Source organism: Mycobacterium sp. ELW1 (genome assembly GCF_008329905.1).
GTDB lineage: Bacteria > Actinomycetota > Actinomycetes > Mycobacteriales > Mycobacteriaceae > Mycobacterium.
Genome location: NZ_CP032155.1, coordinates 3971279 through 3992676, shown reverse-complemented (window position 1 = coordinate 3992676; position 21398 = coordinate 3971279). Strand labels below are relative to the sequence as shown.

Below are 21398 nucleotides of genomic sequence, written 5' to 3'. Positions count from 1 at the left end.
CGAAGACGTGACTTCCATCGGCCTCGGTATGCCGGCCCCGCCCGCACCCGTTCTGGCGCCACGCCGCACGACCCGTCAGCTGATGGTGCGCGATGTCGGCGTCGGCAGCGACTACCCGATTTCGGTGCAGTCGATGTGCACCACCAAGACTCACGACGTCAACACGACGCTGCAGCAGATCGCCGAGCTGACCGCCGCCGGCTGCGACATGGTGCGGGTGGCGTGTCCGCGCCAGGAAGACGCCGACGCGCTGGCCGAGATCGCCAAGCACAGCAACATCCCGGTGATCGCCGACATCCACTTCCAGCCGAAGTACATCTTCGCCGCGATCGACGCCGGCTGCGCGGCCGTGCGTGTCAACCCCGGCAACATCAAGGAGTTCGACGGCCGGGTCGGCGAGGTCGCCAAGGCGGCGGGCGCCGCCGGCATTCCGATCCGCATCGGGGTCAACGCCGGCTCCCTGGACAAGCGGTTCATGGAGAAGTACGGCAAGGCCACCCCGGAAGCCCTCGTCGAGTCCGCGCTGTGGGAAGCCTCGCTGTTCGAGGAGCACGGCTTCGGCGACATCAAGATCAGCGTCAAGCACAACGATCCGGTCGTGATGGTGGCCGCCTACGAGCAGCTGGCCGAAAAGTGTGACTACCCACTGCATCTCGGCGTCACCGAGGCGGGGCCGGCGTTCCAGGGCACCATCAAGTCCGCGGTCGCGTTCGGCGCGCTGCTGTCCCGCGGGATCGGCGACACCATCCGTGTCTCGCTGTCGGCCCCTCCGGTGGAAGAGGTCAAGGTCGGCATCCAGATCCTGGAGTCGCTGAATCTGCGGCCCCGCGGTCTCGAGATCGTGTCCTGCCCGTCGTGCGGGCGGGCCCAGGTCGATGTCTACACGCTGGCCAACGCGGTGTCGGCCGGCCTGGACGGACTCGACGTGCCGCTGCGGGTGGCCGTCATGGGATGCGTCGTCAACGGTCCGGGGGAGGCGCGTGAAGCCGATCTCGGCGTGGCGTCGGGCAACGGCAAGGGTCAGATTTTCGTCAAGGGCGAAGTGATCAAGACCGTGCCCGAGGCGCTGATCGTCGAGACGCTGATTGAAGAGGCGATGAGACTGGCCGCCGAGATCGGCGACGCCCAGCGTGACAGCGGCACATCTGCCAGCGGTTCGCCTGTCGTGACCGTAAGCTGATGGCGTAACCCGCCGGGGTGTCACACCGCAGAAAGTAAGGCCCATGTCGGCTCCGCCACTGTTTCGTCTGGTCGACGAGCGACGGGTATCGGTGGTGCGCGACGCCGCGGCGGTGGGCCGGGTGCTGGCCGACGATCCGGTCGGCTTGTGCATGGTCGCCGCGCGGGTCGCCGACCACGGCGTCGAGCCGCAGGCGATCGGTGGCGAGCTCTGGACACGCAGGCGCGCTGAGGAATCCCTCTGCTACGCCGGGGCGAATTTGATTCCGCTGCGCGGTGCGCAACCCGATCTGTATGCGTTCGCCGACAAGGCGATGAGCACCGCGCGGCGCTGCTCGTCTCTGGTCGGCCGGGCCGAACTGGTGCTGCCGCTCTGGGACCGTCTGCAGCACGCCTGGGGGCCCGCGCGCGATGTGCGCGACCACCAACCGCTCATGGCTCTGGGTGTGTCGCCGTCCGCACGGATCGACCCGGCGGTGCGACGCGTGCGGGTCGACGAACTCGACGCCTACCTGGTCGCCGCGATCGACATGTTCATCGGCGAGGTCGGTATCGATCCGCGGATCGGCGACGGTGGCCGGGGTTATCGCCGCCGGGTCGCCAGCCTGATCGCGGCCGGCCGGGCCTATGCGCGTTTCGAGCATGGGCAGGTGGTGTTCAAGGCTGAGGTGGGTTCGCAGTCTCCGGTGGTCGGCCAAATCCAGGGCGTGTGGGTGCATCCGGAGTGGCGCGGCCACGGGCTCGGCACCTCGGGCACCGCGGCGGTCGCCGCCGCGGTGGTCAACGGCGGGCGCATTGCGAGCCTGTACGTCAACAGCTTCAACGCGGTCGCCCGTGCGGCGTATGCGCGCGTGGGTTTCGCCGAGGTCGGGATGTTCGCGACCGTCCTGCTCGACTGAGTTTCGTCATACTCACATTTGCTCGATCTGATCGCACGTCGCCGTCATTGCCGTCGTCCGCGTCAAACCCGGACCGAAATCCGCTGCGGCACATGCCAAGCCGTCATCGCACAACCCGGGTCAAGGAGTATTCGGGCGTCGATCCTGTGACCGACCCGAGGCGGGTGTGGGCGAACGGATTACGCGAGTCGGGTTCTGCGGGCGTCAATTCGCGCTATGTTTGTTGCGCGACAAAGTCGCGCCAGCCGAGGCCGGTATCGGGGTGACCGCCGTGGTGGTGCCTGTGCCGCCGGCAGGGTAGGGGGAAACATGGGGCGAGAATCTTTCACGCCGGCCATCTGTGCGGGGTGGACCGGCGGCGCAGTCGCCGCCCTCGGAATCGGTGCGGCAATCCTGTCCGGTGCCGGCGCCGCCGCGGCTGACACCTCATCAGGATCGGGCACGTCGCCGTCAGCACACTCGGCTCCGCGGAGTTCGGCAGGCCCGGCTGCCGGAGCGCACTCGGCTCGGCCGGCGAAGCCTGCCACTTCCGCCACGTCGACCACGCGATCCGCCACCGTGCCGGCCACCCGCAGCGCGGGGGTGCTGACATCGTCGGCGATCACTGCCACGCCGACCGACTCGCCAGCCGTGAGCAGGACGTCGGCCGCCAAGTCTGCGGTACCCAACCCGATGGCCATGGTGACGTCTGCGTTGCACTCCTTCTTCCGCCAGGTCCAGACCGCGTTGACCGCGGCGACCAGGACCGCGGCCCCGTCGACAGGCACGACGGCGCCACGCACCGGTCCCAGTACGTGGGGGGCGCCGACCCGCACGGTGAATTTCACCGACGCCTCGGTTCTGTCCCAGTTCGTCGTCTACACCGGCACCCATCCGGAGGGCACCCGCACGCCGAGCGCGCTGTCGTTCTCGAACGGCACGATGACCATCACCGGCGACGCGCAGGGCAACGACGAGGGCATCGCGTGGACGCCCGGCCAGAAGTACGGCGGTTGGGAAGTTCGCCTTCGGGTGCCGGCCGGCGCCGCCAACTACGATCCCGTCCTGCTGCTGTGGCCGGACGCCGAGAACTGGCCCAAGGGCGGCGAGGTCGACTTCATGGAGATGTGGGACGACCCGACCCGCCAGACGGTGAATTCCGTTCTGCACTATGGGCCGTCGAACAAGCAGATCAAAGCCAGCGTGGCGGTCGACGCCACGCAGTGGCACACCTACGCGGTGAAGTGGACGCCGACGCAGATCACCACCTACGTCGACGGTGTACCGCTGTTCACCTCGACCAACAAGTCGCAATTCCCGCCCGGCGCCATGCACCTGTGCATCCAGCTCGACACCATGGGTCCCGACATCGCCGCGGGTGCCCAGATGGAAGTCGCCTGGGCCAAGCAGTACTCGCTTACCGCGGTCACCTGAGATCCCGGCTGCCGCCCGCGCGCCCGACTTCCGACTGGGGAGTCGGGCGTCGGTGTGTTTGCGGCCTTTTCCGGTCACGGCCTCATAACATTTGCCCCAATGGCTACTTGCACCTCATTAGCAACACGAGTAACAGGCGTCATCTCGGTTTTGGCGGTGGTGGCGGCGTCGGCGACCCTGTCGGCGTGCACCCCGCGCCCCGATGGGCCGGGCCCGGCGGCGGAGAAGTTCTTCGCCGACCTCACCAAGGGGGACACCGCGTCGGCCGCCCAGCTTTCTGACCGCCCGGCCGACGCGCAGGCCGCGCTGAACGAGGCGTGGGCTGGCCTGCAGGCCACCCACCTCGACGCCCAGATCCTCGGCTCGCGCTACACCGAGGACACCGGCAGTGTGAACTACCGCTTCACCTGGCAGCTGCCCAAGAAACGAACCTGGACCTACGACGGCGTGCTGCAGATGATCCGCGACGAGGGCAATTGGCACGTCCGCTGGACCCCGGCCGGGTTGCATCCGAAACTTGGTGAGCACCAGCACTTCTCGCTGCGGTCCGATCCGCCGCGGCGGGCGTCGGTCAATGAACTCGGCGGCACCGACGTGCTCGCTCCGGCCAACCTCTACCGCTACCAGCTCGACGCCGCCAAGGCCGGCTCCGCGCTGATGTCCACCTCGCGGGTGGTCGCCGACCAGCTGCGCCAGTTCGACAACACCCTGGACCCGCAGCGGCTCGCCGAGCAGGCCAGTTCGTCGAGCGCCCCGCTGGACCTGGTCACCCTGAAGCCGGTGGACCACGACAAGGTCGGCCAGGCGCTGGACATGCTGCCCGGCGTCGTCGTCACTCCGCAGGCCGACCTGCTGCCCACCGATGAGCGATTCGCCCCGGCCGTCATGGGCCAGGTGAAGAAGGCGGTGATCGACGAACTCGACGGCGAGGCCGGCTGGAGAGTCGTCAGCGTCAACCAGAACGGCGCCGACATCGACGTGCTGCACGAGGTGGCGCCCACCCCGGCCCCGTCGATCTCGATCACCCTGGATCGGTCCGTGCAGAACGCCGCCCAGCACGCCGTCGACACCCAGGGCCGCAAGGCAATGCTGGTGGTGATCAGGCCGTCGACCGGCGAGATCCTCGGTGTCGCGCAGAACGCGGCGGCCGACGCCGACGGGCCGGCGGCCACCACCGGCCTCTATCCGCCCGGCTCGACCTTCAAGATCGTCACCGCCGGCGCGGCCATCGACCGCAACATGGCCACCCCCAACACGCTGCTCGGCTGCCCGGGCGAGATCGACATCGGCCACCGGACGGTGCCGAACTACAACAAGTTCGACCTGGGCACGGTCCCGTTGTCGAAGGCGTTCGCCAACTCCTGCAACACCACGTTCGCCGAACTGGCCAGCCGGATGCCCCCGACGGCGCTGACCGTGGCGGCCTCGCAGTACGGCATCGGCCCGGACTACACCATCGACGGGTTGACCACGGTGACCGGCACGGTGCCGCCGACGGTGAACCTGGCCGAACGTACCGAGGACGGATTCGGCCAGGGCAAGGTCCTGGTCACGCCGTTCGGGATGGCGCTGGTGGCCGCGACTGTGGCCGCGGGCAAGACGCCGACCCCGCACCTGATCGTGGGTAGCCAGACCTCCGAGACCGGTGATCATCCGCCGATCTCCCCGGCGATGCTCGACGGTCTGCGCCCGATGATGCGCCTGGTGGTCACCAACGGCACCGCCAAGGACATCAACGACGCGGGCGACGTGCGGGGTAAAACGGGCGAGGCCGAGTTCGCGGGTGGCTCGCACGCCTGGTTCGCCGGCTATCGCGGCGATATGGCGTTCGCGGCGCTGATCGTGGGCGGCGGAAGTTCGGAGTATGCGGTCCGGATGGTCAAGATGATGCTGCAGGAGCTTCCCGCCGATTATCTGGCCTGACCGGCGGCCTCAGAACGTCGGCAGGTACGACAGGCTCTCGTTCCAGAAGTCGTCGTCACCGTAGGTGCGCAGATACTTGGACCGCCGCAACGCCCTTGCAGTGTTCAGGTCGAAGACACCGACTTCGGAGTGGTGTTGATCGCTCGCGACGATCGCCGTGTCGCCACGCTCGAGCCGCCGGACCATGTGCTCGCGCGGACACGTGTCGACATCGTTCCCGACTTGATATTGAACCGCCACCAGATGGCGATAATCGTCGCTCTCGGCGGGCGACATACGCCGGGCAATTATTTGATAGCGCATCAAAACACCTCTAATTATGCAGCTAGACAGCGTGCAGATCAGTTTACCTCGGTTTGCCAAAAATGCACGGTCGGGTAAGAAGTTTCTGCGAGTCGGTGCCTGATCGGGACCCCCTGGCACCCGGTGTTTAGATGAGGCGTGGCCAACCGGATTCAGAGTCTGCTGGGCGTTGCCTATCCCGTCGTCCAGGCCCCGATGACCTACATCGCGCGGGCGTCGCTGGCCGCTGCGGTGTCCGAGGCCGGGGGACTCGGAGTGATCGAAACCCTCACTCCGGAAGGTCGCGCCGACCTGCTGCGCGTACGTGATCTGACCGACCGGCCGGTGGCCGCCAACCTGATGATCCAGGGCTGGAAACGGGACCCGTCGATCGTCGATGTGCTGGCGGAGGCGAACATCTGCCACGTCTTCACCTCGGCGGGCGACCCGGCGGTGTTCACCGCGCGGCTGCACGACGCGGGGATGACGGTGGTGCACGTCGTGGGATCGCTGCGGGGCGCCCACAAAGCCGTCGACGCCGGAGTGGATGCGCTGGTGGTCGAGGGCGTCGAGGGTGGGGGATTCAAATCGGCGCTCGGGGCGTCCACCTTGGTGCTGCTGCCGCTGATCGCCGATCAGGTCGACCTGCCCCTGATCGCGGCGGGCGGAATCTGCGACGCCCGGTCAGCCGCCGCGGCGGTGGTGTTGGGGGCCGAGGGCGTCCAGATGGGCACCCGCATGCTGGCCAGCCGAGAGGCGGCGGTGCACGCCAACTTCAAGGACGCCATCGTCGCAGCCGACGATTCCGGGACGATCCTGCTCGACCTTCCCGGCAATCCCACGATGCGGGTGTTGCACGTCGGGCTGGCCCGTCGGGTGTCGACCGAGGGGGCCACCGCGCCGCTGATCAGCGGCGTCACCGAGCTCTATTTCGACGGCGACATGGAGGCCAGCGTGGCCAACACCGGCCAGGTCTCCTCGCGCATCGGCGAGGTCTTGCCGGTCGCCGACATCGTCCGCGAGACCTGGCTCGGCGCGCAGGATGTGCTCACCGGGGCCGCGGCGCGGCTCTGAGTCAGCCGGCGACGATGTTGCCGTCCGCGACCTTCACCGCGACCTGGGTCAACGGCGTCACGGCGGGACCGCGCAGCACCGCGCCGTCCAGGCCGAACCTGCTGCCGTGGCACGGGCAGTCGAGCGCGCCGTCGGTCACCGTGGACAGCTTGCAGCCGGCGTGCGTGCACCGGGCCACGAATCCCTCGAAGACGCCCGCGGTGGGTTGGGTGACGACGGTGTCGCCGATCACCTTCCCGGAGCCCACCGGGATGTCGGTGGTGGCCGCCAGCACCTGGCCCGGGGCAGTGGTCGTCGGCGGAGACACCAGTTCACCGGTATTGGAATTGCAGGCCGCGATCGGGGCGACGGCTGCCCCGATCAGGACTGTTCGGCGCGGCAGCCCAGAGATCGACGCACTCATCGGCCCAGGCTAGTCGAGGTCGAGCAGGTACCGTGGATAAGCCATGACCGGAACCGAACACACCCCTGGACTGCGGGTTTCCGACGCCGACCGCAACGGAACGCTGCGGCGGCTGCACAACGCCGTCGCGCTCGGGCTGATCGACATCGGCGAATTCGAGGAGCGCTCGGCGCAGGTGTCGGCGGCGCGGATGCACTCCGATCTCGAGGTCTTGGTCGACGATCTGCCGGGGCCCGGTGCCATCGTCACCTCCGCCGCCGACCGGGTCGAACTGCGCGGCTGGATGGGCTCGCTGCGGCGGCAGGGCGAGTGGACGGTGCCGACCCGGCTGGCGCTGGTGCGCCGCCTGGGTTCGGTCGACCTCGACCTGACCACCGCCCGGTTCGCCGGACCCGTCGTCGTGATCGAGCTCGACATGGTGCGCGGGTCGTTGGATTTGCGGCTGCCCGACGGCGCCAGCGCCTCCATCGACGACGTCACCGTGTACGCCGGCAGCGCCCGCGATCGCCGCAAGGACGCCCCGGCCGAAGGCACCCCGCACGTCGTGCTCACCGGCCGGGTGGTCATGGGGTCGGTCAACGTTCGCGGCCCCAAGCGTCCGCTGCTACGGCGCCATTAGGCTGGCAACATGCCCGTACGTACCGCACTCCGGCCCGGAACCGTTGCACCGGAACTGCCTGTCCCGAAGGCGATCGAGCGACCGGAATACGTCGGTAAGTCGACGGTCGCCGAAGGCAGCGAGCCCTGGGTTCAAACGCCCGAGGTGATCGAGAAGATGCGCATCGCCGGGCGGATCGCCGCGGGCGCGCTGGCCGAGGCGGGTAAGGCCGTCGCGCCGGGAATCACCACCGACGAGCTGGACCGCATCGCCCACGACTACATGATCGATCACGGCGCCTACCCCTCGACATTGCACTACAAGGGATTTCCGAAGTCGTGCTGTACGTCGCTGAACGAGATCATCTGCCACGGCATCCCCGACTCTACGGTCGTCGAGGACGGCGACATCGTGAACATCGACGTGACGGCCTACATCAACGGTGTGCACGGTGACACCAACGCCACCTTCCTGGCCGGTGAGGTCAGCGAGGAGCACCGCCTGCTGGTCGAGCGCACGCACGAGGCGACGATGCGCGCGATCAAGGCCGTCAAGCCCGGTCGGGCCCTGTCGGTGGTCGGCCGGGTCATCGAGGCGTACGCAAACCGGTTCGGCTACAACGTTGTTCGCGACTTCACCGGTCACGGAATCGGCACCACGTTCCACAACGGACTGGTGGTGTTGCACTACGACCAGCCTGAGGTGGAGACCGTGCTGGAGCCGGGGATGACGTTCACCATCGAACCGATGATCAACCTCGGGGCGCTGGACTACGAGATCTGGGACGACGGCTGGACGGTCGCCACCAAGGATCGCAAGTGGACCGCGCAGTTCGAGCACACGCTGGTCGTCACCGAAGACGGCGCGGAAATTCTGACGCTGGCGCCGTAATCGTGGCGAGTGTGCGTCCTCGTACGCGATCAGCGGCGTGTTGCGGACGAAACCGCACGCTCGGCGCCACGACGTGAGCGGCGGCGCGCTGCTGATCGCCGGCACCACATCGGATGCCGGCAAGTCGATGGTCGTCGCCGGACTGTGCCGACTGTTGGTGCGCAAGGGAATTCGCGTGGCGCCGTTCAAGGCGCAGAACATGAGCAACAACTCGGTGGTCACCGTCGAGGGGGGCGAGATCGGCCGGGCCCAGGGTATGCAGGCGCGGGCGGCGGGACTGGCGCCCACTACCCGGTTCAACCCGGTGCTGCTCAAACCCGGCAGTGACCGCACCTCCCAGTTGGTGGTCAGGGGCCACCCGGTCGGCACGGTCGGCGCGGCCGACTACATCCAGCATCGCGACCGGCTCGCCGGGGTGGTCGCCGACGAACTGGCGTCGCTGCGCGCGGAGTTCGACGTCGTGCTGTGCGAAGGCGCGGGATCGCCGGCCGAAATCAACTTGCGGGCAACCGATCTGGCCAACATGGGGTTGGCCCGGGCGGCCGACCTGCCGGTCGTGATCGTCGGCGACATCGACCGCGGTGGTCTGCTGGCTCACCTGTTCGGCACCGTCGCCGTGCTGTCGCCGCAAGACCAGGCGCTGATCGCGGGCTTCATCGTCAACAAGTTCCGCGGGGATCCGGCGCTCTTGGCCCCCGGCCTCGACCAGCTCGCCGAGCTCACCGGTCGGCCCACCTACGGCATCGTGCCGTACAGCGACGGGCTGTGGCTCGACGCCGAGGATTCGGTATCGGTGGTGGCCGGGCATGTGGTCGGTGTTCCGGCTCCGCCGCGCGGTGAACAGCGGCTGCGCGTCGCGGCGATCCGGCTGCCGCGCATCTCCAATTCCACCGACGTCGAAGCACTGGCCTGCGAACCGGGTGTGCTGGTCCGGTGGGTCAGCGAGCCTGCGGAGCTGTCCGACGCCGACGTCGTCGTCATCCCCGGAAGCAAGGCGACCGTCGCCGACCTCGGCTGGCTGCGGGAGCGGGGCCTCGCCGATGCGGTCACCGCGCATGCCAACTCCGGTCGCCCGGTGCTCGGCATCTGCGGCGGCTTTCAGATGCTGGCACGGCGCATCGGTGACACCGTGGAAACCCGGACGGGTGACGTCGAGGGGTTGGGACTGCTCGATGCCGAGATCGACTTCGCGCCCGAGAAGGTGCTGCGGCACTGGGAGAGTCCGTTGAGTGGCTACGAAATCCACCACGGTCGGGTTTCCAGGTGTGGCGAGGACAGCTGGTTCGACGCCGACGGCGCCGTCCAGGGTTACCTGCGAGGCGCGGTGTTCGGCACCCACTGGCACGGCCTACTGGACAACGACGAGTTCCGGCGGGGGTGGCTCGCCACCGTCGCGGCGGCGGCGGGCCGGTCCGGTTTCGAGGTCGCGACCGATGTCAGCGTGCCGGGGCGCCGGGATGCCCAACTCGATCTGATGGCGGATCTGCTGGTCGCCCACCTTGATATCGATGCGCTGTTGTCCCTGATCAGCGGCGGTGTGCCGGTGCGTCCGACGGTGAGCACCCGATTGGGTCGGTAGCCTGACACTCATGTCGGCTCGGGCGGTTCTGGTCACCCTGTCGGTGGCTGCGGTCCTGGTCACCGGTTGCGGGTCGACGGTGTCGGGAACCGCGACATGGCCGGGCGCCACGCTGGAGAAGGCCACGCTGGCGCCGGCCGATTTCCCGCCCGGCGTGCAGTACGACCGCATCGTCGAGCAGCTCGGTCAACCTGACAACACCGGTAGTCCGCCGTCGATGCGTTCGCGACCGGAGGGCTGCGCGAACGCCCTGACCAATGTGATCGCCGACTCGGCCGAACGCGGGCCGGGCAGCGCGGCCAAGTACGCGGCCACCTACAACGGCACACGCATCGTGATGACGGTCCTGTCGTGGCCCCTGGATCTGGACAAGCTCGAGGCGGCGGCAGGCCGCTGCGCCCAGTTCGAGACCTACTTCGACACCCGGAGCAAGGGCATCCCGATCACCACCACGGAGCTTCCCGGCTTGAGTGACGATGCGCTGGCGTATCAGCAAACGATGCAGCTGATGGGTTCGGCCAGTAGTGTTTACATGGCGTTCCAGAATGTGGGCCGGTATGGAGTTTTCGGAATCGCTTTTCCCACATCTGATCCCAGCATCGCTGCCAAAGCGTCACTGCCGCAGACGTTCCTGGACGTGTTCAACAAGCAAGCTGTGAAGATCCGTAACGCGATCTGAGGAGATGAGGAACCCTGCGGAAACTGCCTCGGGAACGCCACTTTCGCAGTAACGTGGCGAAATGCCTTCGACGATGGTGACTGTCGATGGGTTCCCCGTGCCGGTCAGCGTGACCGGTCCGGAGAAGGGCCCCTATGTCGTGTTGCTGGGTGCAGCCCAGCATGCACCGGCTGCCTACGACGGGGTCTGTCAGCGCCTGCACACGGCGTCGGTACGCACGGTCGTCATCGGCGCCGACCCGCGGCTACATCCGAAAGCGGTCATCGGCATTCTCGACGCCCTTGACGTCCGGTGGGGAATCCTGGTGGGGGATCGCGCGGGCGCCGAGCTCGCGTGGGAATTGGCCGCCACCCGGCTCGACCGGTTCACCGGCCTGGTCGTGATCGACCGCGGACATCCGCGCGTCCCCGATCAGAACGGTGTGGTCCGCGATGAGGACTGCCCGCCGGTGGAGATCAACACCACCGCGCTGGTCAGTACCCCCGCCGCCCGCGCACTGGCCAGGGCCAGTCAGCGCTACGTGTACAGCGACTATCGATTGGTGGAGTTCACCGGCAGGCGCAACGCCGCCGAGTCCACCGCGCAGCTGGCCGCGGAGATCGTGTTGCGCACCAGCACCTGGTGAGTTCAGCGCTGGGGCTCTTCCGGAGTCCACGCCTGCGGTAGACCCGGCTGTCCGGGGAACAGGAAGTCGACGAAAGCCTGTGCGGTGGGCTGTGGCTGGTGATTGGCCAGCCCGGGCCGCTCGTTGGCTTCGATGAACACATACTCGTCGCGGGTCACGTCGGGCACCAGGAGATCGATGCCGGTGACCGGGATGCCGATGGCCTCTGCCGCTACCACGGCGACCCGGCACAGCTCGGGATGAACGATGGCCGTCACATCGTGAATGGTGCCGCCCTGGTGCAGGTTCGCGGTCTTGCGTACCCGCAGCCGCTCGCTTTCGGGAAGGACGTCGTCGAACGACCAACCGCCCTCGGCCACAGTCGCTTCGGTGACGTCGTCGAGGGGGATACGCGATTCGCCGCCGGTGGCCGCGGCGCGGCGGCGGCTCTGGGTCTCGATGAGTTCCCGGACGGTGTGTTTGCCGGTGCCGATGATCTCGGCCGGTTTGCGCAGAGCCGCGGCGACGACCTTGCCGTCGATGACCACCAGGCGGAGATCGTCACCGCAGGCGCGCTGTTCGATCAGCACCTCGGGGTGCTGTTCACGGGCCCGGGCCAGGGCGGCGTCCAACGCCTCGGGGCTGTCGATCCCGACGGTGATGCCTTTGCCCTGCTCGCCACGGGTCGGTTTGACGACGACGTCGCCGACCTCGGCCAGGAAGGTGTGATCGTCGTGATCGAAGGTGGCCAGGCGGCCCCGCGGCACGATGATGCCGGCTTCGGAGACGATGCGACGGGTCAGTCGCTTATCGTCGCAGCGGCTCATCGCGACCGCAGAGGTGTATTCGCTCAACGACTCTCGCGTCACCACGCTGCGGCCGCCGTAGGACAATCGCATCTCACCGGTCTCCGCGTCGAGGACCTCGATACGGATTCCGCGGCGCATGGCCTCGTCGGCGATGATGCGCGCGTACGGGTTCAGATCGTCGACCGTCTCGGACGCCGGGGTGAACAGCGGCTCGTTGATCGCGTTCTTGCGCTTGACGGCCAGCACCGGAACGCGCTGGAAGCCGAGCTTCTCGTACAGCGCGATCGCGGCGTCGTTGTCGTAGGCCACCGAGAGGTCCAGGTAGGCACGGCCGCGCCCGCGGAAGATGGCGGCCAGCGTGCGGGTCAGCGATGCGCCGATGCCGGGCAGGCTGGCAGTCGGGTCGACCGCCAGTGACCACAGGCTGGATCCGTCCTCGGGGTCGTTGAACAGCCGTTTGTGGTCGACGCCGGTGACCGTGCCGACCACCGACCCGTCGTCGTCGCGCACTGCGACGAGATACTCCACCGCGTCGGAGTGCAGATGGTTGTTCCAGATCAGTTCGGTAGGGGCCGGCACCATGCCGCAGCGCACGTACACCCGGTTCATCTCGTCGGCTTCGCCCTGATCGCGCAGTGGGCGCACACTGAACCCGGCCGGCGTCGGCACCTCGGGGTCGTCGGGGTGCAGCCGCCAGCGGTAGGTGTGGCTGGGGTCGATGAACAGCTCAGCCGGCGACTTGGCCACCAGCACATGCGATTCGCGGGCGTAGATGCAGATGTCGCGCCGGCCCTGCTCCTCCTGCTGCAGCACCGCGGCCAGCTTGTCGGGGCTCTCGAAGGTCTGCCCGAAAATCAGTCGGCCCCAACCCAATTCGAGCACCACATCGTCGGACATCTCGCGGACCAGGTCTTCGGGCGAGGCCTCGTGCAGGCTCATCGTGATGGCCTCGGTGTGCGACGAGGTGCTCATGCGGCCGGCCCCGTGATGCCGTGCTGCTGCAGCCATAGCTCGAGGAGTCCGATCTGCCAGAGTTCATTGCCGCGCAGCGGGGTCAGCCGCCCGTTGGGATCGGCCAGCAACCGCTCCACTGCCTCGGGCCGGAACAGGCCGCGCTCCTTGGCCGCCGGCGCGTACAACGCGTCACGGACCATCTCCAGATACGGCCCTTCCAGATGGGTGAGCGCGGGCACCGGGAAATAGCCCTTCGGCCGGTCGATCACTTCGGCTGGAATAACTTGGCGGGCAGCCTCTTTCAGCACGCCTTTGCCGCCGTGGGCGGTTTTGAGCTCGGGCGGGCAGGTTGCCGCGAGCTCCACCAGATCGTGGTCGAGGAAGGGCACCCGGCCCTCCAGCCCCCACGCCATCGTCATGTTGTCGACGCGCTTGACCGGATCGTCGACCAGCATCACGGTGGTGTCCAGCCGCAAGGCGCGGTCCACGCCGGTCTGCGCGCCGGGCCGGGCGAAGTGCTCGGCGACGAATGACAGGCTGGGATCCTCCCGGCCGGTGAGCCGGTCGTCGGCGAGCAGTGCGGCCACGCCGTCGTGGTCGCGATCGAAGAACGCTCCGCGGTATCGCGCCAGGGAACCGTCGACGCTGGCCGCGTCCGGCTCGGCCATCGGGGTGCGCCAGGGGAACCGTCGACGCTGGCCGCGTCCGGCTCGGCCATCGGGGATACCAGTGGTAGCCGGCGAACACCTCGTCCGCGCCCTGACCGGACTGAACCACCTTGACGTGCTTGGCGACTTCCTGGCTCAGCAGATAAAACGCGACGCAGTCGTGGGACACCATCGGCTCGCTCATCGCGCCGATCGCGCCCTGCAGCGCGGGCAGCATCCGGGCGGTGTCTATGCGGATCTGATGGTGGTCGGTGCCGAACCGCTCGGCCACGATGTCGGAGTAGACGAATTCGTCACCCTTGACGCCGCCGACCGATTCGAAGCCGATGGAGAAGGTCGACAGTCCCTGCTGGCCCGCTTCGGCGAGCAGGCCGACGATCAAGCTGGAGTCCACCCCGCCCGAGAGCAGGCAGCCGACGGGCACGTCGGCGACCAGGCGGCGCTTGACGGCGGCCCGCAACGAGTCGAGAACCGCGTCCTCCCAATCGCGTTCGCTCCAGTCGGACCGGTCCGCGCGACGGCTGAAATCCGGTTCCCAGTAGGTGATCTCGCGTCGCGTGCCGTCGGGTTCGATGGCCAGCAGGGTGCCGGGGGAGAGCTTGCGGACGCCACACAGGATGGTGCGCGGTGCCGGGACCACCGAATGGAAGGTCAGGTAGTGGTGCAGCGCGATCGGGTCGATGCGGGTGTCGACGCCACCGCCGGCGAGCAGGGCGGGCAGTGATGACGCGAACCGGATGCGGCGGGAATCCTCGCTGATGTACAGCGGTTTGATGCCGAGTCGGTCGCGACCGAGCAGTACGCGGCCGCTGTCACGTTCGGTGATCGCGAAGGCGAACATCCCGTACAAGCGGTCGACGAACCGGTCACCCCAGTGGTGGTAGGCCTTGAGCAACACCTCGGTGTCACTGTGGGAGAAGAACCGGTAGCCGTGACCGGCGAGTTCGTCGCGCAGGGCCTCGTAGTTGTAGATGCAGCCATTCCAGGCGATGGTCAGTCCGAGCTCGGCATCGACCATGGGCTGAGCCCCGGCTTCGGAGAGATCGATGATCTTCAGCCGGCGATGGCCGAGCGCCACCCGGCCCTGTGACCACACACCCGACGCGTCCGGCCCACGGGGCTCCATCGTCTCCGCCATCGCAGCCACCGCGGCCACATCGGGGGCCTGATTGTCGAGACGGACTTCACCTGCCGCTCCACACATCGTTCCCGACCAATCCCGTCTGTTTCGCTGTCCTCGGCTTCCACTTACCCGCGGCGAACGAGTCTTAACCCGGGCCGAGACGGTGCTCACACCAGACGGAGGCTCAGACAAGGCAGGGCTCCACACAAACCGCGCCCCTCGGCCTGGGCACGAGGGGCGCGGGGCCCGCCTCACGGAGGGCCTGGGGTGTTGGTCTCCTGCGTGTTAGGAAACCCCCTCCAGCTGTTCGCCCGATGCGTCCACCTGCTTGATCGGGCCGGTGAACCAGTTCTTCACCGATGCGTGCCAGTAGATGAAGAGCAGGATCAGCACGCCGCCAACCACCAGGGGCGTGTAGTTGACGAACTTCCACTCGAAGCTGGCGTCCCACGGCGCGCCGCCGATCGACGTGGGGAACATCGCGATGATCGAGGTGATGACGATCTCGGCCAACGCCAGCGGCGCCATCCACTTGTGGTGGCCCCGCAGATTCCATTTGCCCAGCGGGAAGGAATCGCCGGCCTTCCAGCGGAAGTAGATCGGCACCGCGAAGCACAGGTACAGACCCACCACGCCGATCGACACCACGGCGAAGAAGGCGATCGGCACCGGGGCGCCGTTGATGTCGACTTCGACCAGCGCGGGCAGGGTCAGGATCGCCGCAATCGCGGCGGTCACGATCACCGCGTTGGCGGGCACCTTCCTGCTGCTGAGCTTCGACCAGAGCTGATGTCCCGGCACCGCACGGTCACGGCTGAACGCGAACAGCATCCGCGAGGCACTGGTCTGGCACGCGGTGGTGCAGAACAGCTGGCCGGCCGTCGAGATCAGCAGCACGATGGCGACCCACTTGGAGTCCATCGCCTGGCTGAAGATCGTCGCGACGGCACCACCGCCCTTGGTCACGCCGTCGACGTCCTGAACGGCGAACAGGAAGGTCAGCAGCAGGATCCAGCCGCCGATCGCCGAGTAGAAGATCGACCGCCAGATGCCCTTGGCGGCACCGTCAGCGGCGCTCTTGGTCTCCTCGGACAGGTGAGCAGAGGCGTCGTAGCCGGTGATCGTGTACTGGGTCAGGATCGCCGACATCGGCAGCACGAACAGCAGGAAGCCGAAGCCCGAGGTCGATCCGCCGAAGAAGCCGGTGTTGTTGACGGTCGTGGCGAACACCGTGGAGAAGCTGGCGTGCTGCGCGGGGATCAGCCACAGGATGACGATGACAGCCGCAGCGCCGATGACATGCCACCACACCGAGATGTTGTTGATGACGGCGAGCAGGTGGGACGAGAAGATGTTGATCGTCGCGACGATCACCAGGATGACCAGGAACATGATGAATGTCCGGGTCAGGCTGTAGCCGGCCAGCCAGCTCTCGCTGAACGTGCCCAGTGTCAGGTCGAGGAACGTCGCCGACCCGTAGGCCACCGACGCCAGGATGGCGATCAGTCCGACCAGGTTCAGCCAGCCGGTGTAGTAGCCGGCTTTGGGACCGCCGAGTTTGGCTGCCCACCAATAGATTCCGCCGGATGTCGGGAACGCCGACACCAACTCCGACATACAGAGTCCGATGAGCAGGATGAACGCCGACAGAATCGGCCAGCCCCAGGCGATGGCGGCGGGCCCACCGTTGTTCCAGCCGAGGCCGAACGAGGTGAAGCAGCCGGCCAGGATCGAGATGATCGAGAACGAGATGGCGAAATTGCTGAAGCCGGACCAGGACCGGTGCAGCTCCTGGGTATACCCGAGGCTGGCGAGGTGCTTTTCGTCGTCGTCGAGTAGTTCGTGACCCTCTGGCACGGTGTCTCCTTCTGGGCGTGATGACGAAGAGGCGCCCACCGGCGCTCTCCTGAGTAGGGACAATAGAGTGCTATTGGTCTGGTGTCCTACCTTTGGAGTGACGTTTATGTAAACCTGGACGACGACGCCGCCGCGCCGGCGGCATCCAATGGTTGACTTTCCGTCGAATCAACCCGATCCCGGGCTATCGAGAGGGGCACGCGTGACGCCTGATGGTGCAAGCCGCCGCCGGCCAGGTCTGTTGCTGCAGGCCGAACTGGAAACCATGGTGGCCGCCGGTGAGATCGACACGGTGATCGTGGCCTTTGCCGACATGCAGGGCCGGCTGACCGGCAAGCGGATCTCGGCCGAACTGTTCGTCGACGATGTCGCCGCGCACGGCGCCGAGTGCTGCAACTACCTGCTCGCGGTGGACGTCGACAACAACACCGTCGGCGGCTACGCGATCTCGAGCTGGGAAACCGGCTACGGCGACATGGTGATGACCCCGGATTTCAGCACGCTGCGCCGCATTCCGTGGCTGCCGGCCACCGCGCTGGTGATGGCCGACCTGTCCTGGACCGATGGCACGCCGGTGAGCCAGGCGCCGCGCAGCATCCTGCGCAAGCAGCTCGACCGGCTCGCCGAGCGCGATATGTGTGCGGTCGCCGCGACCGAGCTCGAATTCATGGCGTTCGACACGACTTACCGCGACGCCTGGAAGTCCGGTTACCGCAACATCACTCCGGCCACCGACTACAACATCGACTACGCGATGCTGGCGTCGACCCGGATGGAGCCGCTGCTGCGCGACATCCGTAACGGGATGGCCGGTGCCGGCATGTACTGCGAGGGCGTCAAGGGCGAATGCAACCTGGGCCAGCAGGAGATCGGGTTCCGGTACGCCGACGCGCTGGTCACCTGCGACAACCACACGATCTACAAGAACGGCGCGAAAGAGATCGCCGATCAGCACGGCAAGAGCCTGACGTTCATGGCGAAATTCGATGAGCGGGAAGGGAACAGCTGCCACATTCACATCTCCTTCCGTGGTACCGACGGCTCGGCGGTGTTCGCTGATGACTCCGACGAACTCGGCATGTCGCCGATGTTCCGTAGCTTCATCGCCGGCCAGGTCGCCACGCTGCGCGAGCTGACGCTGTTCTATGCACCGAACATCAACTCCTACAAGCGGTTTGTCGACGGCAGCTTCGCTCCGACCGCGATCGCGTGGGGTATGGACAACCGCACCTGCGCGTTGCGGGTGGTGGGCCACGGGTCCGGGATGCGGATGGAGTGTCGGGCACCCGGCGGTGACGTCAACCAGTACCTCGCGGTGGCGGCACTGATCGCCGGTGGCTTGCACGGCATCGACAACGGGCTGGAGCTGCCCGATGCGGTCGACGGCAACGCCTACACCAGTGGCGCCGAGCGGCTGCCGACCACGCTGGCCGAGGCCGCTGCGCTGTTCGAGGGTTCGACCGTGGCGCGCGAGGTGTTCGGTGACGAGGTCGTCGAGCACTACCTGAACAACGCCCGCGTCGAGTTGGCGGCGTTCAACTCCGCGGTCACCGACTGGGAGAGGGTGCGCGGTTTTGAGCGGCTCTGACAGGGAGGCCAGGCTCCGCCCCGTCGTGGGCCTCACGACGTATCTCCAGCAGGCCCAGACCGGTGTCTGGGATGTGCACGCCAGCTTCCTGCCCGGCATCTACATCGAAGGCGTCACGCTGGCCGGGGGTATCGCCACGCTGCTTCCGCCGCAGCCGGTCGACGCCGGCATCGTCGAGCAGATCCTCGACGGCATCGACGGTCTGATCATCACCGGCGGCAGGGATGTCGATCCGTCCGCGTACGGTCACGACGCGCACCCCGCCACGGACGAACCGGACCGCGTCCGCGACGCGTGGGAACTCATGCTGGTTGCCGCGGCGATACGCCGGCACCTGCCGGTGCTCGGCATCTGCCGCGGGGCGCAGGTGCTCAACGTCGCGCTGGGCGGCACCCTGCACCAGCACCTGCCCGACGTCGTCGGGCACACCCGTCATCAGCAGGGCAACGCGGTGTTCACCACCTCGTCGATCCGCACCGTGGCGGGTAGCCGGCTGGCCGGCCTGATCGGCGAGAGCACGAATGCGCAGTGCTACCACCACCAGGCCATCGACCGGCTCGGTGACGGACTGATGATCAGCGCGTTTGACGATGAGGGCGTCATCGAGGCCGTCGAGCTGCCGGGCGACGAATTCGTCCTGGCCGTGCAATGGCATCCCGAGGAAACCCTGGACGATCTTCGCGTGTTCGCCGGCCTGGTCGAGGCGGCCCGGGCCTACACAACGGAAAGAGTGAATTGAGTACAACCGAACTGGTCAATCCGGCCACGGAAGAGTCGCTGCGCACGGTCGAGCTGACCGACGTCGCCGGCGTCGATGACGCCGTTGCGCGCGCCAAGGTCGCGCAAAAGGTCTGGGCCGCAAAGGCACCCGCCGAACGGGCGGCCGCATTGCGGGCGTTCGCCGCCGCGGTGGAGGCGCATGTCGGGGAGCTGGCCGCCCTGGAGGTGGCCAACTCCGGTCATCCGATCGGCGCGGCCGAGTGGGAGGCCGGCCATGTGCGCGACGTGCTGCAGTTCTATTCGGCCACCCCGGAGCGCTTGTCGGGCAAGCAGATTCCGGTGGCCGGTGGCCTGGATGTGACGTTCAACGAGCCGATGGGTGTGATCGGGGTGATCACGCCGTGGAATTTCCCGATGCCGATCGCGGCGTGGGGTTTCGCGCCCGCCCTGGCCGCAGGTAATGCGGTGGTGCTCAAACCGGCCGAGTGGACGCCGCTGACCTCGATGCGGCTCGGTGAGCTTGCTCTGGAAGCCGGTCTGCCCAAGGACCTGTTCCAGGTGCTGCCCGGGCGCGGTTCGGTGGTCGGCGAGCGGTTCATCAGCCACCCCGATGTCCGCAAGATCGTGTTCACCGGCTCGACGGAGGTCGGGACCAAGGTGATGGCCGGGGCGGCCAACCAGGTCAAGCGGGTCACCCTGGAGCTCGGCGGCAAGAGCGCCAACATCGTGTTCGCCGACTGCGATCTGGAGAAGGCCGCGGCCACCGCGCCCTACGGCGTGTTCGACAATGCCGGGCAGGACTGCTGTGCGCGCAGCCGGATTCTTGTGCAGCGCAGCGTGTTCGACAAGTTCATGGAGCTGCTCGAACCAGCTGTCAAGGGCCTGGTCGTCGGTGATCCCGCGGCCCGGGAGACCGAGATGGGACCGCTGGTGTCGCGCAAGCACTTCGAGTCGGTGGCCGCCTACGTACCCGATGACAGATGCGTCGCGTTTCGCGGCTCGGCGCCCAGTGGGCCCGGTTTCTGGTTTCCGCCGACCGTGCTCACCCCGCAACGCACCGATCGCACCGTCACCGAGGAGATCTTCGGACCGGTCGTCGCGGTGCTGCCGTTCGACGACGAGGCCGACGCCATCGCCCTGGCGAATGACACCGAATACGGTCTGTCCGGGTCGATCTGGACCGACAACCTGTCGCGGGCGGTGCGGGTGTCCCGCGCGGTCGAGGCAGGCAACCTGAGCGTGAACTCGCATTCGTCGGTCCGGTACAACACCCCGTTCGGCGGGTTCAAACAATCCGGGCTCGGTCGCGAACTCGGCCCGGACGCACCCCTGCACTTCACCGAAACCAAGAACGTCTTTTTTGCAGTAGAGGAGAGCTAGATGGATCTGTCCCAGCGACTCAAGGACAAGGTCGCCGTCGTCACGGGTGGCGCGAGCGGTATCGGACTCGCAGCCGTCAAACGGATGCGGGACGAGGGCGCGATCGTCGTCATCGGGGATCTCGACGAGACGACCGGCAAGACCGTGGCCAACGACTTGAACGTGACGTTCGTCCAGGTCGACGTGTCCGATCAGGTCGCGGTGGACAAGTTGTTCGACACCGCTTTCGAGCTGCACGGCGGCGTCGACATCGCGTTCAACAACGCGGGTATCAGCCCGCCTGACGATGACCTCATCGAGAACACCGGCATCGACGCCTGGGACCGGGTGCAGGACGTCAACCTGAAGTCGGTCTTCTTCTGCTGCAAGGCCGCGCTACGGCACATGGTGCCCGCGCAGCGCGGCTCGATCATCAACACCGCCTCGTTCGTGGCGGTCAACGGTTCGGCCACCTCCCAGATCTCCTACACCGCGTCCAAGGGCGGTGTGCTGGCGATGTCGCGCGAACTCGGAATCCAGTACGCGCGCCAGGGAATTCGGGTCAACGCGCTGTGCCCCGGCCCGGTGAACACCCCGCTGCTGCGGGAGTTGTTCGCCAAGGATCCGGAGCGGGCCGCCCGCCGACTGGTGCACGTGCCGATGGGCCGGTTCGCCGAGCCGGAGGAACTGGCCGCCGCGGTGGCATTCCTGGCCAGCGACGACTCCTCGTTCATCACCGGCTCCAGCTTCCTGGTCGACGGCGGCATCACCGGCCACTACGTCACCCCGCTGTAAA

19 protein-coding genes and 1 pseudogene are annotated in these 21398 nt (G+C 67.4%); 14 read left to right on the top strand and 6 right to left on the bottom strand.

Annotation, left to right across the window (positions count from 1 at the left end; all coding sequences use genetic code 11):
• Positions 1–28 precede the first annotated feature (28 nt).
• From ispG to D3H54_RS18915, 4 genes are all read left to right on the top strand, one after another.
• Complete coding sequence (gene ispG / locus D3H54_RS18930; protein WP_149383624.1) at positions 29–1180, top strand: flavodoxin-dependent (E)-4-hydroxy-3-methylbut-2-enyl-diphosphate synthase; 1152 nt, start codon at positions 29–31, stop codon at positions 1178–1180.
• 43 nt (positions 1181–1223) lie between these two features.
• The gene (locus D3H54_RS18925; RefSeq protein WP_149380360.1) at positions 1224–2078 is read left to right on the top strand and encodes a GNAT family N-acetyltransferase; all 855 of its coding nucleotides are present in this window, start codon (positions 1224–1226) and stop codon (positions 2076–2078) included.
• 309 nt (positions 2079–2387) lie between these two features.
• Complete coding sequence (locus D3H54_RS18920; RefSeq protein WP_149380359.1) at positions 2388–3491, top strand: glycoside hydrolase family 16 protein; 1104 nt, start codon at positions 2388–2390, stop codon at positions 3489–3491.
• A 99-nt stretch (positions 3492–3590) separates the two neighbouring features.
• A complete protein-coding gene (locus D3H54_RS18915; RefSeq protein ID WP_149380358.1) occupies positions 3591–5414 on the top strand; it encodes a penicillin-binding transpeptidase domain-containing protein in 1824 nt (607 codons plus the stop codon).
• 9 nt (positions 5415–5423) lie between these two features.
• Here D3H54_RS18915 and D3H54_RS18910 read toward each other — a convergent pair whose 3' ends face one another.
• Entirely contained in the window at positions 5424–5717 is a 294-nt protein-coding gene (locus tag D3H54_RS18910) for a DUF3892 domain-containing protein (protein WP_149380357.1), read from the bottom strand.
• Positions 5718–5855: 138 nt separating this feature from the next.
• On the opposite strand from D3H54_RS18910, the gene D3H54_RS18905 reads away from it, so the two are divergent.
• Entirely contained in the window at positions 5856–6770 is a 915-nt protein-coding gene (locus D3H54_RS18905) for an NAD(P)H-dependent flavin oxidoreductase (RefSeq protein WP_149380356.1), read from the top strand.
• Position 6771: 1 nt separating this feature from the next.
• Here D3H54_RS18905 and D3H54_RS18900 read toward each other — a convergent pair whose 3' ends face one another.
• A complete protein-coding gene (locus tag D3H54_RS18900; RefSeq protein ID WP_168214910.1) occupies positions 6772–7173 on the bottom strand; it encodes a QcrA and Rieske domain-containing protein in 402 nt (133 codons plus the stop codon).
• Between the two features lie 43 nt (positions 7174–7216).
• On the opposite strand from D3H54_RS18900, the gene D3H54_RS18895 reads away from it, so the two are divergent.
• From D3H54_RS18895 to D3H54_RS18875, 5 genes are all read left to right on the top strand, one after another.
• Entirely contained in the window at positions 7217–7792 is a 576-nt protein-coding gene (locus D3H54_RS18895) for a DUF1707 SHOCT-like domain-containing protein (RefSeq protein ID WP_149380355.1), read from the top strand.
• A gap of 9 nt (positions 7793–7801) precedes the next feature.
• Complete coding sequence (gene map, locus D3H54_RS18890; protein ID WP_149380354.1) at positions 7802–8662, top strand: type I methionyl aminopeptidase; 861 nt, start codon at positions 7802–7804, stop codon at positions 8660–8662.
• A gap of 73 nt (positions 8663–8735) precedes the next feature.
• On the top strand, positions 8736–10241 hold the full coding sequence (locus tag D3H54_RS18885; protein WP_149380353.1) for a cobyric acid synthase: 1506 nt from the start codon (positions 8736–8738) through the stop codon (positions 10239–10241).
• Positions 10242–10251: 10 nt separating this feature from the next.
• Positions 10252–10920 carry a hypothetical protein gene (locus tag D3H54_RS18880; RefSeq protein WP_149380352.1) on the top strand — a complete coding sequence of 223 codons (669 nt, stop codon included), beginning with the start codon at positions 10252–10254 and terminating at the stop codon, positions 10918–10920.
• Between the two features lie 61 nt (positions 10921–10981).
• On the top strand, positions 10982–11545 hold the full coding sequence (locus D3H54_RS18875) for an alpha/beta fold hydrolase (RefSeq protein ID WP_149380351.1): 564 nt from the start codon (positions 10982–10984) through the stop codon (positions 11543–11545).
• Between the two features lie 2 nt (positions 11546–11547).
• On the opposite strand, the gene ngg is transcribed toward D3H54_RS18875, so the two are convergent.
• The 4 genes and pseudogenes from ngg to D3H54_RS18860 all read right to left on the bottom strand — a co-directional run bounded on the left by ngg (position 11548) and on the right by D3H54_RS18860 (position 16935).
• Positions 11548–13305 carry an N-acetylglutaminylglutamine synthetase gene (gene ngg / locus D3H54_RS18870; RefSeq protein ID WP_149380350.1) on the bottom strand — a complete coding sequence of 586 codons (1758 nt, stop codon included), beginning with the start codon at positions 13303–13305 and terminating at the stop codon, positions 11548–11550.
• Complete coding sequence (locus D3H54_RS32375; RefSeq protein WP_502707683.1) at positions 13302–13955, bottom strand: asparagine synthase-related protein; 654 nt, start codon at positions 13953–13955, stop codon at positions 13302–13304. Before D3H54_RS32375 ends, ngg begins: the two co-directional genes overlap by 4 nt.
• 22 nt (positions 13956–13977) lie before the next feature.
• Positions 13978–15159: pseudogene (locus tag D3H54_RS32370) on the bottom strand (N-acetylglutaminylglutamine amidotransferase); the annotation flags it as partial.
• Between the two features lie 204 nt (positions 15160–15363).
• Positions 15364–16935, bottom strand: a complete 1572-nt coding sequence (locus D3H54_RS18860; RefSeq protein WP_149380349.1) for an amino acid permease — start codon at positions 16933–16935, stop codon at positions 15364–15366.
• 265 nt (positions 16936–17200) lie between these two features.
• Here D3H54_RS18860 and D3H54_RS18855 point away from each other — a divergent pair, with 265 nt between their 5' ends.
• Genes D3H54_RS18855 through D3H54_RS18840 form a run of 4 tightly spaced genes read left to right on the top strand, consistent with a single transcriptional unit; the run spans position 17201 to position 21397 of the window.
• The gene (locus D3H54_RS18855) at positions 17201–18523 is read left to right on the top strand and encodes a glutamine synthetase family protein (RefSeq protein ID WP_286199300.1); all 1323 of its coding nucleotides are present in this window, start codon (positions 17201–17203) and stop codon (positions 18521–18523) included.
• Complete coding sequence (locus D3H54_RS18850; protein ID WP_149380347.1) at positions 18510–19262, top strand: gamma-glutamyl-gamma-aminobutyrate hydrolase family protein; 753 nt, start codon at positions 18510–18512, stop codon at positions 19260–19262. Before D3H54_RS18855 ends, D3H54_RS18850 begins: the two co-directional genes overlap by 14 nt.
• Positions 19259–20623: an aldehyde dehydrogenase family protein gene (locus D3H54_RS18845; protein WP_149380346.1), complete on the top strand. Its 1365-nt coding sequence runs from the start codon at positions 19259–19261 to the stop codon at positions 20621–20623. Before D3H54_RS18850 ends, D3H54_RS18845 begins: the two co-directional genes overlap by 4 nt.
• A complete protein-coding gene (locus D3H54_RS18840) occupies positions 20624–21397 on the top strand; it encodes a 3-oxoacyl-ACP reductase (protein ID WP_149380345.1) in 774 nt (257 codons plus the stop codon).
• Position 21398: the final 1 nt, after the last annotated feature.

Excerpts from the sequence above, each read along its gene's own strand:
- D3H54_RS32375 (WP_502707683.1), bottom strand. The coding sequence starts at position 13,955 with ATGGCCGAGCCGGACGCGGCCAGCGTCGACGGTTCCCTGGCGCGATAC.
- D3H54_RS18880 (WP_149380352.1), top strand. The coding sequence starts at position 10,252 with ATGTCGGCTCGGGCGGTTCTGGTCACCCTGTCGGTGGCTGCGGTCCTG.
- D3H54_RS18855 (WP_286199300.1), top strand. The coding sequence starts at position 17,201 with ATGGTGGCCGCCGGTGAGATCGACACGGTGATCGTGGCCTTTGCCGAC.
- ngg (WP_149380350.1), bottom strand. The coding sequence starts at position 13,305 with ATGAGCACCTCGTCGCACACCGAGGCCATCACGATGAGCCTGCACGAG.
- map (WP_149380354.1), top strand. The coding sequence starts at position 7,802 with ATGCCCGTACGTACCGCACTCCGGCCCGGAACCGTTGCACCGGAACTG.
- D3H54_RS18840 (WP_149380345.1), top strand. The coding sequence starts at position 20,624 with ATGGATCTGTCCCAGCGACTCAAGGACAAGGTCGCCGTCGTCACGGGT.
- ispG (WP_149383624.1), top strand. The coding sequence starts at position 29 with ATGCCGGCCCCGCCCGCACCCGTTCTGGCGCCACGCCGCACGACCCGT.
- D3H54_RS18900 (WP_168214910.1), bottom strand. The coding sequence starts at position 7,173 with ATGAGTGCGTCGATCTCTGGGCTGCCGCGCCGAACAGTCCTGATCGGG.
- D3H54_RS18910 (WP_149380357.1), bottom strand. The coding sequence starts at position 5,717 with ATGCGCTATCAAATAATTGCCCGGCGTATGTCGCCCGCCGAGAGCGAC.
- D3H54_RS18915 (WP_149380358.1), top strand. The coding sequence starts at position 3,591 with ATGGCTACTTGCACCTCATTAGCAACACGAGTAACAGGCGTCATCTCG.
- D3H54_RS18895 (WP_149380355.1), top strand. The coding sequence starts at position 7,217 with ATGACCGGAACCGAACACACCCCTGGACTGCGGGTTTCCGACGCCGAC.
- D3H54_RS18925 (WP_149380360.1), top strand. The coding sequence starts at position 1,224 with ATGTCGGCTCCGCCACTGTTTCGTCTGGTCGACGAGCGACGGGTATCG.
- D3H54_RS18920 (WP_149380359.1), top strand. The coding sequence starts at position 2,388 with ATGGGGCGAGAATCTTTCACGCCGGCCATCTGTGCGGGGTGGACCGGC.
- D3H54_RS18875 (WP_149380351.1), top strand. The coding sequence starts at position 10,982 with ATGCCTTCGACGATGGTGACTGTCGATGGGTTCCCCGTGCCGGTCAGC.